This window comes from Pseudidiomarina insulisalsae, assembly GCF_003987065.1.
GTDB lineage: Bacteria > Pseudomonadota > Gammaproteobacteria > Enterobacterales > Alteromonadaceae > Pseudidiomarina > Pseudidiomarina insulisalsae.
The window spans coordinates 11,846-26,330 of sequence record NZ_PIPY01000003.1 but is presented as its reverse complement, the minus strand read 5'-3'; the positions used below and the strand labels follow the sequence as shown (position 1 = coordinate 26,330).

The window sequence follows — 14,485 nt, the reverse complement described above, 5'->3', positions numbered from 1 at the left end:
ATTTTACATCATCACCACGTCGAACTGCTCCTGATGGTAGAGCGGTTCAATCGAGACTTTAACCTGTTTGCCAATAAATACTTCGAGCTCTGCCAGCGCGTGAGATTCCTCATTGAGTAAGGCGTCAGCCACCGCAGCAGAGGCATAAATGACAAAATGATCGGCGGCATAGGCACGATTCACCCGCACAATTTCGCGCATGACTTCATAGCATACGGTCTCCACCGTTTTCATGGTACCGCGACCATTACACACCGGACACTCAGAGCACAGCACATGTTCGAGGCTCTCACGCGTACGCTTGCGGGTCATCTCTACCAAACCTAATGAGGTAAAACCATTAATCGAGGTCTTGGCACGATCTTTGGCGAGCGCCTGCTCAAGGCTGTGTAGCACGCGGCGACGATGATCGGGGTTTTGCATATCAATAAAATCGATAATGATAATACCGCCCAGATTACGCAGTCGTAGCTGCCGTGCGATGGCCTGGGTGGCTTCAATATTGGTATTAAAAATCGTCTCTTCGAGATTGCGATGGCCGACAAAACCACCGGTATTGATATCAATGGTCGTCATGGCTTCGGTCTGATCGATAATAATCGAACCACCCGATTTGAGTTCAACCTTGCGATCAAGCGCGCGTTGCACTTCATTTTCAACATCGAACATATCAAAAATCGGCCGCTCACCCGCATAGTACTCAAGGGCCGGCGTCAGCTCCGGAATAAACTCGGTAACGAATTCCTGCAATACCTCGTAAGTGATCTTTGAGTCGACGCGGATACGTTCAATCTCGTCACCCACAAAGTCGCGCAGAATACGGCAGGAAAGATTGAGATCCTCATAGACTATGCCAATTTTGCGCATGCCCTTGCGGCGCTTTTGCAGGGTGTCCCACAAGCGGCGTAAAAATGCGGCGTCGCTACGCAATTCTGCGTCACTGGCGCCCTCAGCGGCGGTACGTACAATAAAGCCACCGTCTTCGTCGCAGTACGGCAACGCGGCGCTTTTCAAACGCTCACGCTCGCTCTCATCTTCAATTCGCTGCGAGATACCGACATGCGGTGATTGCGGCATCAGCACCATATAGCGCGACGGAATGGTAATATCGGTAGTCAGACGCGCGCCCTTGGTACCCAGCGGGTCTTTTACTACCTGCACCAAAATATGTTGCCCCGGACGCACCAGCGTGGCAATGTCAGGCGCCAGCTCAGGGCGTGGCGTCACGCCTTCAGCGGCGGACAACGGTGAGACAATATCAGAGGCGTGCAAAAAAGCCGCTTTATCCAGGCCAATGTCAACGAACGCAGCCTGCATACCCGGCAGTACACGCGCGACTTTGCCGACATAAATATTGCCCACCAGGCCACGTTTGGCCTGACGCTCAATATGAATTTCCTGCAAAATTCCATTTTCGATCAACGCTACCCGGGTTTCGGTCGGGGTCACGTTCATTAGTATTTCAGCGCTCATTTCGCTTTACTCTTTGCTTTATTCTTCGCTTTATTCTCAACCGCTTGAATCAGTTGTTCCGTCTCATATAACGGTAGTCCGACGACCGCCAAATAGCTACCTTCAATGCGGGTGACAAACTTCGCAGCACGCCCCTGAATACCGTATCCCCCGGCTTTATCGCGGGGCTCGCCTGATTGCCAGTAAGCACTGATCTCCGCAGCCGTTAACGACTTAAACTGCACCACTGTGGTGACTAACACCACCTCAGTTGCACCATTATAGTGCAGGGCCACTGCTGTCATCGCCTGATGCTTGCTGCCAGACAACTGCTGCATCATGCGTTTAAAGTCCGCTTCATCGCGCGGCTTTTCCAACACCTCGCCAGCCGCCACGACAATGGTATCGGCGCCAATCACAGCGGCCTCGGTATTGACCATGGCAGCGCCAGCCTCAGCTTTACTTTGCGCCAGGCGACGGACATAGTCTTGCGGCGATTCGCCCTGCTGCTGTTGCTCGGGCACCTGTGGGCGGACGACCGTAAAAGGACGATCGAGTAGCTGTAAAAGCTCGTGTCGACGCGGCGAGGCCGAGGCTAAAAATAATTGCATGAATGACGTCCTGCGCTTAGCGAATCAGATAACGGCGCCGGTAACGGCGCAAAATCAAAAAGATCCAGGGCCAGATAAGGGCTGATGACAGCACTGGATATAAGTAAGGCAAATTAAACGTGGCATCGTTCAACAGATGTTCAAGTTCGTAGACAATAATGCGTTTCACCAACACCAGCACCGCTACTACCAGGGCTTGCTGGGTCAGTGAGTAATTACGTATGCGCTGAAAATGGCGCAAGGCCGGATAAGCGATAATGACCAGCGCCGTGGCATAAATACCAAAGGTACTCCCCATCAGAATATCGGTCAGCAGGCCCATCACCAGCACGGTAGCAAAGCCCACGCGATGCGGAATCGCAATCAGCCAGTAAATCAACACCAGACTGACCCAGTCAGGGCGCCAGGGTTCAAGCACCGCCGGCATTGGCATGACGGTCAACACCAGCGCCACCAGGTAACTTAGCAGTAACGGAAACAGTCCCGATTTAATCCACATCGCTCACTCCCTGAGTTATCGGCGGTAATGGCTCAGGTGCGGCCTCGGCATCGGGCTCGGCCTCGTCATAAATCGGTGCTTCACTGGCATCGGCTGGCCATAACAGCAAGAGCGTGCGAACGCGATCCAGCTCAGCAAAAGGTGTCGCCAGAACTTCTGCGTACTGCAGCCGCTCGTCACGGTTAATCACGCTGATTTGCGCCACCGGATAGCCCTCAGGAAACACCCCGCCTAAACCTGACGACACCAGCACATCGCCTTCCTGCAGTTCGGTGCTGTGGGGAATGAAATTAAGCGCAAGCTGGTTCAGATCACCGGTGCCCTGGGCAATTACGCGTATGTCATTGCGCTCAGCGCGTAACGAAATAGCATGGCTTTGATCGGAAATCAGCAACACCCTCGCGGTAGTACGCGCGACGTTCACCACCTGACCGACAATGCCGCGATTATCGAGCACCGGCTGCCCCTCGTAGACACCGCTGGCGTAACCTTTATTGATCACTAACTGATGGGAAAACGGATCGGTCGCAACCGACACTACTTCGGCAGCCATGCGCCGGCTGGCTGCGCGTACTTCGGAGTCGAGCAGTTGCCGCAAACGGGCATTCTCGTTCTCCAGAAAGTTCAGCCGCTGTACTGCCATTTGCAGCCCCAGCAACTCGTCGCGCAGACGCTGGTTGTCCTCGCGTAATGCCGAGCGGGTGGTCGCCAGATACACCAGACGGTCCATGATTTGCTCAGGTAAAACAGCCAGATACTGGACCGGGGCGGTAGCAGTGCTTAAAAACGAACGCACCGGCTGCATGGTCTGCAGCCGGTGGTCGAGAAACATCAGCGCCCCTGCTACGACCAGAGCCAGCAGCAGGCGCGTGCGTAATGAAGGGCCGTGTTCAAACAGCGACTTCATAGCGGATTACTCATAGCTGAACAGATCACCACCGTGCATGTCGATCATTTCTAACGCTTTACCGCCACCACGAGCGACACAGGTGAGTGGGTCATCCGCAATAATCACCGGGATACCTGTCTCTTCCATTAACAACCGGTCGAGGTCACGCAACAAGGCGCCACCACCGGTTAATACCATACCGCGCTCGGAAATGTCTGAGGCCAGTTCCGGCGGCGACTGCTCAAGGGCAACCATGACCGCGCTGACGATTCCCATCAGGGGTTCTTGCAAGGCTTCCAGAATTTCATTGCTGTTCAGGGTAAATGACCGTGGTACACCTTCCGCCAGATTGCGGCCACGCACTTCAATCTCACGTACTTCGTCACCCGGGAACGCTGAGCCAATTTCGTGTTTGATACGTTCTGCTGTCGCCTCACCAATTAATGAGCCGAAGTTACGACGGATATAATTGACGATGGCTTCATCAAATTTATCACCACCGATACGTACCGATGACGAGTAAACCACGCCATTCAGTGAAATGATCGCGACTTCAGTGGTACCGCCACCGATATCAACGACCATGGAGCCCGTTGCTTCTGACACTGGCAAACCCGCACCAATCGCTGCCGCCATCGGCTCATCAATCAGATAGACTTCACGCGCACCGGCACCTAATGCCGACTCACGGATAGCGCGTCGCTCTACCTGAGTCGAACCACAGGGTACGCAGACCAGAACACGCGGGCTGGGTCGGAAATAATGGCTGTCATGAACTTTCTTAATAAAGTGCTGCAGCATCTTTTCGGTCACATAAAAGTCGGCGATCACACCGTCTTTCATAGGCCGAATCGCTTTAATGTTGCCAGGCGTACGACCCAGCATTTGTTTGGCCTGATGGCCTACGGCCGCAACACTTTTCGGGCCACCCGAGCGCTCTTGTCGAATCGCAACAACCGACGGCTCATTCAGCACAATACCTTCGTCTTTGACATAAATAAGTGTGTTTGCTGTACCCAAATCGATGGAAAGATCATTTGAGAAAATTCCGCGCAATTTCTTAAACATCAGGGGTGTTCCCTTTACTGGTCTTTAATTCTGTCTGGTCGGTGGGAAAACGCGCTTACTTTCGCAACTGTCAGAAGTGCCAGTAAGCCCGCTCCGTTCTTTGTACGCCTATTATTGCATATTTTTTGCCTGCTTTGACACTGCTAATCACGGTGAAATTATGTACTGCAAGCACCGCTGCGAATATAGCCCTGACTTTGCACACAAACGTACCGCATGGTGGTACCGGTGATGACAATTTCGACGCTACTCTGGCCACAAGGTTCCGCATTCACAGTGTGATTTTCTGACACCGGGCATCCCCAACTGTTGAACAGCCATCGTGTACTTGCATTTGGCACGCTTGAATTGACCGTCACATTTACATCTCCGGCGACTGAGATTACCTGTTCCGGCGGAACAGCAGTGCCACATTCGTAAGGGCGAATACTCATCGCTGCAAACTCAATACCGTAACAACGCTGGTTAACGTCTTGCATGGCACGCTCCTGGCTCAGTCGCAACGCGCTTAACAGCTCCTGTTGAATGCGTTGTTCCGCAATACCATCGCGGCTTAAAAACGCCGGCACCGCGGTAACGGCAAGAATACCGAGCAAGATAATAACGATGATCAGCTCGATCACCGAGAAGCCTTGCATGTTCTTTACACTTTTCATTTGAGTCATAGCCACGCTCAGGGTTGCGATGCGAAATACTAAAAAAGAGTATAGTATTGACTTAACAAGTCAAAGATTGTTGATAAACTGGCGATAAATCAATCAAAAACAGATCAATACGAATGATAACGCAGACCACCAGGACGGCAGCTACCGGCACACCGTCACGCGCGCTGAAAAACGGCTTTACGCTGATTGAGCTGATCATTGGCGTGGTGGTGCTTGCCTTTGCCTTATCGTTGGTTACCACGCTGATTTTCCCGCAGGCGCTGCGTAGCGCTGAACCCGTGTTGCAGGTGCGCGCGGCAAATCTGGCACAGGCATTTATGCAGGAGATTGTGGGTAAATCATTTGACGAGAACAGTGACCGCTCCGGTGGCAGCTTGCGCTGCGGCGAAAGCGGTGCACCGGCCTGTAGCTCCACGCTGGGCCCTGACGGTGAAAGCCGCGAGCGTTTTGACGATGTCGACGATTACCATCAGCTGCACCTCACCCAGCCCGACCTGCAAGATGCGTTCGGTGCCGGTATTGAGCAGGATTACCGCGGCTTCAGTTACGCCATCGATGTTTGTTACAGCGACGTACAGGGTACCTGCGCGGGCGCAATTACCCGTTTCAAACGGGTACAGGTGACTTTGCGTACCTCGCAGTCGCAGGACTTTACCTTCGCTACTATTGTGGGTAATTACTAATGCACAATTTAGCGCTGAACCGATACCGCGGCTTTACCTTGATAGAAATTATCGTGGTAGTGGTGTTACTGGCCACCTTGGCCATTTATTCGTTCAGTTTCCTGGGGATTGGCAGCGAGATTGTCGCCTCAGTAAGCGCACGTACCCAGCTGGTCGCCGAGCAGCGCTTCGCGATTGAGCGGCTGACCCGCGAAGCCAGTAACTCGGTGCCGCGCAGTTCGCGGGCGAATGCCGACTGTCTGGAGTACATGCCGTTAAAAGGTACCAACGTTTATTTGTCACTACCAAGGCCGGGGCCTGGCGGGGCAAACCCAATGGTCGTGGTCACCCCCTACATGCCAGGGAACAGTGTTGCCGGCAGCTATGTACTGGTGTATGCCACTGGTCCAGAATACATTTACGGCAATGACGAAAGCCGGCGGAAATTGGTCACCGCCGCTGCTGATGACAGTCCGCAAAACGGGCTCAGTACGCTGACTCTGAGCGCGTCTCCCGGTGAATTTTTCACTGATAGCCCGAGTCGCTCTTTTTATCTTGGTGGCGCGCCGGTTAGTTGGTGTCTGAATCGCGCGACCGGGCAACTGATCCGTTTCACTGATTACCCTTTAACCCTGAGTCAGCCGAGTCTTGGCAGTTTGGTAACCAATGCTTTAAGCCAGGAAGTCATGGCGGTTGATCTGGTGAATGACGCGAGCCCCGGGCAACGCCCTTTTCTAGTGAGCGAGCCGACGTTGCAGCGCAATAATCTGATTCAAATCTTCTTTGCCTTTGCGTCCAGTGAGGAGGGCGCAGCTGCGATTGAGATCACGCATGAGGTCTATGTTCCCAATGTGCCCTAACCATTCAACGTCACGGCAACAGGCCGGCGCCGCATTAGCTATCGCCTTGTTTGTGTTACTGATTGTCGCACTACTGGGGCTTACGCTGGTGCGTGCGCTGAACGATACCGCCACTGCGGTCGCCAGTGATGTCATAGGCACCCGCGCGCAACTGGCGGCCCGAAGCGGTATCGAGGCATTAATGACCGAGCTTTATCCGTTGGACAGTACACTTAATACCGCACTCTGTCCTAGTCGTAGTAGCGCCGAGCCACCCGTAGTCCGAACCTATACGTTCACTGCCGAAGGTTTGACCCAGTGCCAGGCAGAAGTGCGTTGTAATCAACTACAATTAAACAGCCCTTATCGTGGCACCCACATCCGGATTATTTCCGGTGGCAGTTGTGACGCAGGTAGCTTTACTTACTCAAAACGTATTCTAGTGGAGATCGGTGATGGCCTTGAATAAACGCATGGGCATAACAACGGGTGTTGCGCTGGTGGTGCTGAGTGTCGGCCTGCTCGGACAGCCACCAGCGCAGGCACAATCTTCACCGACACCCACGCAGTGCGAGCAATACGGCGACCTTCTGGATTACGGTATTATCGGCGAGAACGGATTCAATTACGGTAACAACTCCGAAATTAACGGTAACGACATTGAGGGTTCGGGTAATACACCAACACCCGATGGCCAGGTGGATATCGTGAATCTGCAATTCCCCCCTCTGGATCCCAGTACTTTTCCAAGCAATATGACCGGCGGACCCGATCGGACCAATGCGCAAAACATCAGCGCCGGGAGTTATGGCACCATCGAAACCGCCAAACAAGGCAATGCGGCGCCGCTGGTAACCTTTACCGGTGGCGGCACCTACTATATTGAAGAGCTCATTCTCGACGGCAACGATTCAGAAGTTCGTATGGCACCCGGAGACTATTTTATTGAGCGAGTGGACATGGACAATAGATCCTATCTTAATATTGAGCCGCAGGGACAAGTCAGATTATTTATCCGTGACTACATCATTGGTAACAACAATATTTTCATGAATAGCTCGGGACCGGTGGGCGACCTTATTGTTTATCTTTATGACAATGCCTACGTTGATCTCGGCAATTTCAACGAAGGCAACGCCAGCAATACGGTTATTAACTTTAATGGTCTCATCTATAGTCCTTATGACACCACCTCGGTGACCCTGGGCAACAACAATAATTACCAGGGCGGCATTTTGACCCCCGGGACAGTGAACGTTGGCAATAATACCACCTTCAATTACGGTCCCGAGGTGCAAGACGAACTACTCGACGCCATCGGCTGTGATGCACAAGCCAGTATTCATCATCTGCGTATTCGTCATCCGCAAAGCATTGTCAGCTGCTACAGTGCCGTCGTTGAGGTGCTGGCCTGCGCCGACGCCAGTTGTTCACAACTGTACACCGGCTCCACCAGCGTCGATGTTAGCGCCGGCGGTAGCGGCCCCAGCTGGCAGGGCGGTAATGTTGTTAGTAGCAGCGGCGCCAACGCCACCCTTAGTTTTACCAATGGTAGCGGCGTCGCGGGACTGCGTTGGGTTGACGGCGGTACCGCCACACTCAGCACCACTGCCAGCTCGCCATCACCAACAGCGCCCACGCAGTGCGTGGACAGTAGCGGCAATGTCGCGACCAACTGTAATGTCGAATTTAACACCGCGGGGCTCATTGTGACCGCCGCCGATGGCCAAAGCCCAATTCCCGGCGCCTTTGCTGCAGTAGACTTTCCCAGTCGCCTGCGCGCGGTGCGCACCAATACCACCACCGGTGCCTGTGAAGCGCGGCTGAGCGGCCAGCAGAGCATCGAGCTCGCAGTCTCTTGTACCAATCCGGTCAGTTGTCAGGCGGGTCAGTCGTATACCGTGAACGGTACCGCCATTCCGCTAAATGATGCCGGAGCGTCACTCAGTTACAACACCGTCACCCTTAATTTTGATAGCAATGGCAGCGCCGCCCTGACGAATAATTACACCGATGTCGGGTTACTACGTATGCACGCGCGTGTGAGCTTGAGTGCCGAACCTGGCGATACCAGCGCGATCAATGATCCTGCGTTACAACTCACTGGTACCAGCCTGATGGACTATGTAGTGAAACCCTACACGCTGTCGGTACAGGCGCTCGATAGCAGCGGGCAGCCGTGGGCCGCGACCACAGATACCGGCGCCGGCCTTGCCGCTGCCGGCGAGTCGGTCAGCGCGGTCATTCGTAGCTTCAATGCCAACGGGGTAGTGACTCCCAACTTCGGCAACGAAGTGTCACCGGTGAATGTGACCGCGCAATTCGACTCGGTGGCCTATCCGTTGCCGTCACACACTAATGCCGACGCCAGTAAACTCGTGATCAACGACGGCTTTAGCCAGAGCAGCAGTCTTAGCGGCGCCTACCAGTCGGACGATCTGGTATGGAATGAAGCAGGCACCGTTAATATCGTCGCGGCCTTGCCAGGCGATGATTATCTTGGCGGCGGCGATGCTTTTGAGCGCCCATCAAGTCCGGTGGGGCGCTTTTATCCGGATCGCCTGGTACTGCTGACGGGCCAGGTCGGTAACAGCTGCAGCGCCGGTGACTTCAGTTATATGGATCACAACGCCGCCACCCTCGATGCCACCGTTGAGGCCCGTAGTGTCGGCGGTTTACGTCTGTACAACTACGGCGCGAACTACAACGGCACAGCAGTACTCACCTCGGTTGCACGTAATACCCCTGCCGACACCGCCGCGGATAACTTTGCGACACGCTGGCAGGCAACCTTAACTGACACCTGGAACGAAGGGCAGCTGATCATCGCCAGTTCCGACGCCACCTTGCAAAAACGTGCCGATGCAACACCCGATGGCCCCTATGATACGGTCGCGGTGGGGCTGCAAGTCAGCAGTGAAATCGATAATCGCGGCTTTGCTTCCGCGCAACAAACGCTCACCACACAAAGTGGTGATGCGGTGCCACTCAATGATGAGCTAACCTTTGTCTACGGACGTCTGGCACTGGACAATAGCTACGGGCCGGAAACCGCGAATCTGCCGGTCGCACTGCGCGCAGAGTATTGGAACGGTGAGCTTTTTGTCACTCAAACGAATGACCAGTGCACCAGCTACGCGCCGGCAGAATTAGCTGTGGTTGTGTACATTGACCCTATCACCACCAGCGCTGGCGGCTCGGCTGGCACGTTAACTGATGGAACCGTGGGCACTTCGCCACTTTTCTGGAACCCACCCACAGGAACGCCCGACCGCGGGGAGTTTATTTTCGAGTTTAACGCGCCACCTTACCTGCAATACCCCTGGCAGGATGCCGACGGCAATACCTTTAACAACCCAAGAGCCTTTGGCGGCTTTGGCGAGTATCGCGGCAATGTCCGGAAAACCGTGGAGCGGGATTTAACTCAGTAACTGACACGTAAAGGTATAAAAAAGGCGCTCTCGGAGCGCCTTTTTAATTTTGCTTAGTGCGTGCTTTTCTTAGCAACCAGCGACGTTTACTGAAACTGTTGCGGCGGTATCTGCATTAGCTGCTTCTGTATACAGCACGTGGCAGCTGTCAGTGCCATCAAAAGACGGGGTCGTGCCTTCCGGAGCAAATGCGGCCTGGTTAGCAGTAAGATCGCCTGAATCCGTGCTATCATAACGCGTCCAGTCAGCAGAGCTTAATCCTGCGGCCTCATCAATGCCACCTACAGCAGCGGCAGGATAACCAAATTCGACATCAACATCGCCACCCTCAGTGCTCACCGTCTGGCCAGACAGATCTTCGGTACCATTTACAAGACTACGCGCGTAGACCAGTTGCATTGCACCCTGAATTGAAGCCTGAGCACCTTTCACGGTTGACTCACGTGCATCAGAAGAAAAATTGATAAATTGCGGAGCCGCTGTTACTGCCAGGATGCCCAGCACGACAATCACAATAATCAGCTCAATTAATGTAAAACCTTGTTGGCGTTTCATATGAACCTCTCCCTAATAAAAAAAATAACAACCCGAAACTACTCAAACCAAAAACTGCTTATCCGCGTCTCTGCTTTATTGTAGAGCTGAATATAACAAAACCATCGGAGAATTTCTTGCCGCTTTTTAGCAAGCACTTCTGTAATGTTTTTGTTTGGCAAATCAGCTGCATGCGAATTCAACGATTAATTATTACTAAAAATGCTCACGCCACCGGTGCGCGGATTATACACAAAAGCATTCCCCACACTTAAATAATCGTTACCGGCCGGTGCGGCATTCAGATTCTTAATGGTATTGGCCAGATAATACACACAAATATCGTTGGTGCCATTATTTTCGCGGGTCACGTAATAGCGATTTTCCCCCAGCAACGCGTAATTGGTGGTCGCGGTGGGGGCGCCCTGCAAAATAGCCTGCATTAATGTGCGACAGTCTTCACTGCTCATGTTCTGATCATGGGCAGCGGGATTGGTATTACCGCTGACCGGATAACCGGTATTGCCATCCACGTTTACGGGCACACCGTCCATAACGATCACTGCACCTGAGCCATCAATATTACCTTTGGGTCGGCCACGCAGCTCCCATTCTGCGCGCACCAGGCTCACGGCGCTGGCATAACCGCCGGCGACACCTTCAAGCGCGGCGTCTTCAGCATCGGCGGTGACACTGGTAAAGCGTGGCAATGCCGACGCCGCCAACAGCCCTAAAATGACAATCACGATGATCAGCTCAATCAGGGTAAAGCCGCGCTGATGCTGTGCTTGCTCGGCATTCATAATCACGTCCTCTTTGCAGTGTTCAGGGTTAGTTTTCATTATTTTATTGTGCATGTCTAGCGCCCTCTGTATGCGTCCATCATACCCCACATTGGCGTAAATATACCCAGTGCCATAATCGCAACCATAATAGCGACAAGGACCAGCATAATGGGTTCAATGCGTGCTGTGAGACTTTTCAGGTCGTAATCCACTTCACGCTCATAGTAATCCGCGACCTCGTTGAGCAACTCGTCGACGCGGCCGGTCTCTTCGCCGACGCTGATCATCTGCATCACCAGTGGGGTGAACAACTCGGTGCCCTGTGCCGCGCGGGTCAGGCCTTCACCTTTTTCGATGGTGCGGCGCATCTCTTCAATGCGGTCATGCATCCAGACGTTATCGACCGCGTCGGCGACCAGATGCAGTGACTGGGTGAGCGGCACACCGGCACGCAACATGACCGCGAAACTGCGGGAAAACCTTGAGAGCAAGCTGCGTAAGACAATGTCACCAAAAATTGGTATACGTGTCTTCCAGCGATCCCATCGCCGCCGGCCCTGCTCACTGTCTTTGAAGCGTTTAACACCGACCAGCGCAGCGCCGATTGCCAGCAGTAATAAAGGCCACCAGCTGACAAAAAAATCTGACACACCAATCAGAATACGGGTCGGTAATGGCAGCTCAGCGTTAAATTGCTCAAACATCCGGGCGAACGTGGGTATCACCCAGATATTTAAAATAAACATTGCGATAACCAAGGCTGAAATAATAAACATTGGGTAGCGCAATGCTGATTTGACCTGTTTGCGGGTCTCCTGCTCCTTACTGAAATACATCGAAAGCTGCTCGAACGCTTCCTCAAGTTGTCCGGTATTTTCACCTACATGAACTACCGCCACCAGCAACCGCGGAAAAACGTTCGGATGCAGACTCAACGCAGAAGACAGCTCGCGGCCCCGCTCAAGTTGCTCGACCACATCCCCCAGCACAACACGCATGCGCCTCTTCGGACTATTCTCAGCCAGACCTTCAATTGCGCGCAACAGCGGAATACCAGCTTTGGTCAGTGAGTACATCTGTCGGGTGAAGACAATCAGATCATCAAGGGTAATCTTGTCCTCAAACCAACGAAATGACGGTGTGGATTCGTCACCCGCGGTACGCAACTGAATTGCCAGCGGTGTTACCCCGCGCCGGATCAGCGTATCTGCCGCGGCGCGCTCGGAATTCGCCTCCAGCGCCCCGGTCACCAGCTCACCGGCAGCGTCACGACCACGATAGTCATACTCAGCCATGGGCGTCCTCCGCGTCTTCAGTCAGCGTGCCCTTAAGCTCTTCCTCTTCCACGGTTTCTGCCAGGAATAATACTTCGTCAACGCTGGTTACACCTTCCCGTGCATAATCAAGCGCCGCCAACGCCAACGGGCGGAAATGCTGCGAGTTGCGCGCCGCTGCGGCAAACTCCCGCATATTGGCGTCACGCAGGGCATTGACCATTTCTTCGTTGAGTTCCAGCAGCTCAAACACCCCGATGCGGCCTTTATAGCCGGTGTGATTACAGTTGCGGCAACCTTTACCCCGTACAAAACCGCTACCGTCTTCAGGTACTTCCGATGACATACGGCGTAACAAGGTCAGGTCACCCGGCTCAACCTCATCACTCACCTTACAGTTGTCGCAGACTTTACGTATCAGCCGCTGCGCCAGCACGCCTCTTACCGCCGCGCCCACCAGATAAGGGGCTGCGCCCATATCAATCAGCCGCAGGGCACTGGTAATAGAGTCATTGGTGTGCAGGGTGGTTAATACCAGGTGACCGGTGATCGAGCCACGTAAGCCGATTTCAACAGTCTCGCCATCACGCATCTCGCCCACCATGATAATGTCGGGATCCTGACGTAACGTGGTGCGCAGTACGCGGGAGAAACTTAGTCCTATTTTACTGTTCACCTGCACCTGCGAGATACGCGGCAGGCGGTACTCCACCGGGTCTTCCACGGTAATAATTTTTTTCTCGGCCTTATTCAGCTCATTTAATACGCCGTAAAGCGTTGTGGTTTTACCCGAGCCTGTTGGCCCGGTGACGATTAACATACCGTAGGGCTTATGAATAAGATTACGGACGCGCTTTAACAGGTGCTCCGGCAAACCGGTCTGCTCTAACTCGAGTACCCCGGCAGACTGGTCAAGCAGACGCATCACGCATGACTCACCATATTGCACTGGCATGGTCGACATCCGCACGTCAATGGCGTGATCTCGCACGTTAATATGGAAACGCCCGTCCTGAGGAATGCGCTTTTCTGAAATATCCAGGCCCGCCATCAGTTTGAGTCGTAACACCAGGGCGCTGGCGATGGTGGTTTCGTTCAGTACGTTTTCCTGCAACACGCCATCGACCCGCATGCGGATGCGCAACGCGCGGTCGTCAGGCTCAATATGAATATCGGAGGCTCGCACTTGCACTGCATCGGCGAAAATTGACTGCAATAGCTTTGCAACGGTTGCGTCATCGGTATCATCTTCGAGCGACAAAGCCGCAATATCCACCGCTTCGTCACGGGCATATTCGGTTTGCAACTGACTGGCAAATTGCGCGATGTCTTTCGTGCGCCGGTACAGGTTATCAAAGGCTTCCAACAACTCATGATCAGGCGCAACCGCAAGCTTTATCTGACGCGGCTGTAGATACTGGCTAATCGCATCCACTGCGGTCAGATCGGCCGGGTCACTCATTGCGACCAGTGCTTCTTCGTCATCGGCCTCGACCACCAGGGCGCGATGCCGCCGCGCCTGTACTTCTGGCAACAGATTCACCACGTCATCAGCAATCTTGCGATCGCTCAGTTCAATGAAAGGAATGTTTAACTGACGGGCGAGAAATTCAAGCAGTTCCTGCTCTGAAATAAAGCCCAGATCGACCAGTGTAACACCCAGTTTGCGACCGTTGCGACGCTGATCTTCCAACGCCTGCTGCAATTGCTGTTCGCTGATAATATCCTCTTGAACCAGCAGGTCCCCGAGGCGCATCTTTAATCGCGGTCGCATTG

General features: G+C 53.6%; 14 protein-coding genes. 4 read left to right on the top strand and 10 right to left on the bottom strand.

Features of this window, described 5'->3' with window-relative positions; all coding sequences use genetic code 11:
• Nucleotides 1-3: 3 nt before the first annotated feature.
• The 6 genes from rng to CWI71_RS12130 all read right to left on the bottom strand — a co-directional run bounded on the left by rng (nucleotide 4) and on the right by CWI71_RS12130 (nucleotide 5,184).
• The gene (gene rng, locus CWI71_RS03080; protein WP_126753802.1) at nucleotides 4-1,473 is read right to left on the bottom strand and encodes a ribonuclease G; all 1,470 of its coding nucleotides are present in this window, start codon (nucleotides 1,471-1,473) and stop codon (nucleotides 4-6) included.
• Nucleotides 1,470-2,063 (bottom strand): Maf family protein, encoded by a 594-nt coding sequence (locus tag CWI71_RS03075; RefSeq protein ID WP_126753801.1) that lies wholly within the window; start codon nucleotides 2,061-2,063, stop codon nucleotides 1,470-1,472. Before CWI71_RS03075 ends, rng begins: the two co-directional genes overlap by 4 nt.
• Before the next feature lie 16 nt (nucleotides 2,064-2,079).
• Nucleotides 2,080-2,562, bottom strand: coding sequence for a rod shape-determining protein MreD (gene mreD / locus CWI71_RS03070; RefSeq protein WP_126753800.1), 483 nt, complete (start codon nucleotides 2,560-2,562; stop codon nucleotides 2,080-2,082).
• A complete protein-coding gene (mreC, locus tag CWI71_RS03065; RefSeq protein ID WP_126753799.1) occupies nucleotides 2,552-3,469 on the bottom strand; it encodes a rod shape-determining protein MreC in 918 nt (305 codons plus the stop codon). The genes mreD and mreC overlap by 11 nt, the downstream gene beginning before the upstream one ends.
• A 6-nt stretch (nucleotides 3,470-3,475) precedes the next feature.
• On the bottom strand, nucleotides 3,476-4,519 hold the full coding sequence (locus tag CWI71_RS03060) for a rod shape-determining protein (protein WP_126753798.1): 1,044 nt from the start codon (nucleotides 4,517-4,519) through the stop codon (nucleotides 3,476-3,478).
• Nucleotides 4,520-4,677: 158 nt separating this feature from the next.
• A complete protein-coding gene (locus CWI71_RS12130) occupies nucleotides 4,678-5,184 on the bottom strand; it encodes a prepilin-type N-terminal cleavage/methylation domain-containing protein (protein ID WP_126753797.1) in 507 nt (168 codons plus the stop codon).
• Nucleotides 5,185-5,297: 113 nt separating this feature from the next.
• Here CWI71_RS12130 and CWI71_RS03050 point away from each other — a divergent pair, with 113 nt between their 5' ends.
• The 4 genes from CWI71_RS03050 to CWI71_RS03035 are packed head-to-tail and all read left to right on the top strand — an operon-like array spanning nucleotide 5,298 to nucleotide 10,116.
• Nucleotides 5,298-5,867, top strand: coding sequence for a type IV pilus modification PilV family protein (locus CWI71_RS03050; protein ID WP_126753796.1), 570 nt, complete (start codon nucleotides 5,298-5,300; stop codon nucleotides 5,865-5,867).
• The gene (locus CWI71_RS03045) at nucleotides 5,867-6,706 is read left to right on the top strand and encodes a PulJ/GspJ family protein (RefSeq protein ID WP_126753795.1); all 840 of its coding nucleotides are present in this window, start codon (nucleotides 5,867-5,869) and stop codon (nucleotides 6,704-6,706) included. Before CWI71_RS03050 ends, CWI71_RS03045 begins: the two co-directional genes overlap by 1 nt.
• Complete coding sequence (locus tag CWI71_RS03040) at nucleotides 6,696-7,154, top strand: hypothetical protein (RefSeq protein WP_126753794.1); 459 nt, start codon at nucleotides 6,696-6,698, stop codon at nucleotides 7,152-7,154. The genes CWI71_RS03045 and CWI71_RS03040 overlap by 11 nt, the downstream gene beginning before the upstream one ends.
• Entirely contained in the window at nucleotides 7,141-10,116 is a 2,976-nt protein-coding gene (locus CWI71_RS03035) for a DUF6701 domain-containing protein (RefSeq protein ID WP_126753793.1), read from the top strand. The genes CWI71_RS03040 and CWI71_RS03035 overlap by 14 nt, the downstream gene beginning before the upstream one ends.
• 69 nt (nucleotides 10,117-10,185) lie before the next feature.
• Here the strand turns inward: CWI71_RS03035 and CWI71_RS12125 are convergent, their stop codons facing one another.
• The 4 genes from CWI71_RS12125 to CWI71_RS03015 all read right to left on the bottom strand — a co-directional run bounded on the left by CWI71_RS12125 (nucleotide 10,186) and on the right by CWI71_RS03015 (nucleotide 14,483).
• On the bottom strand, nucleotides 10,186-10,671 hold the full coding sequence (locus CWI71_RS12125) for a prepilin-type N-terminal cleavage/methylation domain-containing protein (protein ID WP_126753792.1): 486 nt from the start codon (nucleotides 10,669-10,671) through the stop codon (nucleotides 10,186-10,188).
• Nucleotides 10,672-10,856: 185 nt separating this feature from the next.
• Entirely contained in the window at nucleotides 10,857-11,453 is a 597-nt protein-coding gene (locus tag CWI71_RS03025) for a prepilin-type N-terminal cleavage/methylation domain-containing protein (protein ID WP_126754016.1), read from the bottom strand.
• Between the two features lie 56 nt (nucleotides 11,454-11,509).
• Nucleotides 11,510-12,730, bottom strand: coding sequence for a type II secretion system F family protein (locus CWI71_RS03020; RefSeq protein ID WP_126753791.1), 1,221 nt, complete (start codon nucleotides 12,728-12,730; stop codon nucleotides 11,510-11,512).
• Nucleotides 12,723-14,483 (bottom strand): GspE/PulE family protein, encoded by a 1,761-nt coding sequence (locus CWI71_RS03015; RefSeq protein ID WP_126753790.1) that lies wholly within the window; start codon nucleotides 14,481-14,483, stop codon nucleotides 12,723-12,725. Before CWI71_RS03015 ends, CWI71_RS03020 begins: the two co-directional genes overlap by 8 nt.
• Nucleotides 14,484-14,485 lie beyond the last annotated feature (2 nt).

Bases quoted from the DNA above. Each gene is read 5' to 3' on its own strand.
- rng (WP_126753802.1), bottom strand. From the start codon at position 1,473: ATGAGCGCTGAAATACTAATGAACGTGACCCCGACCGAAACCCGGGTA.
- CWI71_RS03075 (WP_126753801.1), bottom strand. From the start codon at position 2,063: ATGCAATTATTTTTAGCCTCGGCCTCGCCGCGTCGACACGAGCTTTTA.
- mreD (WP_126753800.1), bottom strand. From the start codon at position 2,562: ATGTGGATTAAATCGGGACTGTTTCCGTTACTGCTAAGTTACCTGGTG.
- mreC (WP_126753799.1), bottom strand. From the start codon at position 3,469: ATGAAGTCGCTGTTTGAACACGGCCCTTCATTACGCACGCGCCTGCTG.
- CWI71_RS03060 (WP_126753798.1), bottom strand. From the start codon at position 4,519: ATGTTTAAGAAATTGCGCGGAATTTTCTCAAATGATCTTTCCATCGAT.
- CWI71_RS12130 (WP_126753797.1), bottom strand. From the start codon at position 5,184: ATGACTCAAATGAAAAGTGTAAAGAACATGCAAGGCTTCTCGGTGATC.
- CWI71_RS03050 (WP_126753796.1), top strand. From the start codon at position 5,298: ATGATAACGCAGACCACCAGGACGGCAGCTACCGGCACACCGTCACGC.
- CWI71_RS03045 (WP_126753795.1), top strand. From the start codon at position 5,867: ATGCACAATTTAGCGCTGAACCGATACCGCGGCTTTACCTTGATAGAA.
- CWI71_RS03040 (WP_126753794.1), top strand. From the start codon at position 6,696: ATGTGCCCTAACCATTCAACGTCACGGCAACAGGCCGGCGCCGCATTA.
- CWI71_RS03035 (WP_126753793.1), top strand. From the start codon at position 7,141: ATGGCCTTGAATAAACGCATGGGCATAACAACGGGTGTTGCGCTGGTG.
- CWI71_RS12125 (WP_126753792.1), bottom strand. From the start codon at position 10,671: ATGAAACGCCAACAAGGTTTTACATTAATTGAGCTGATTATTGTGATT.
- CWI71_RS03025 (WP_126754016.1), bottom strand. From the start codon at position 11,453: ATGAATGCCGAGCAAGCACAGCATCAGCGCGGCTTTACCCTGATTGAG.
- CWI71_RS03020 (WP_126753791.1), bottom strand. From the start codon at position 12,730: ATGGCTGAGTATGACTATCGTGGTCGTGACGCTGCCGGTGAGCTGGTG.
- CWI71_RS03015 (WP_126753790.1), bottom strand. From the start codon at position 14,483: ATGCGACCGCGATTAAAGATGCGCCTCGGGGACCTGCTGGTTCAAGAG.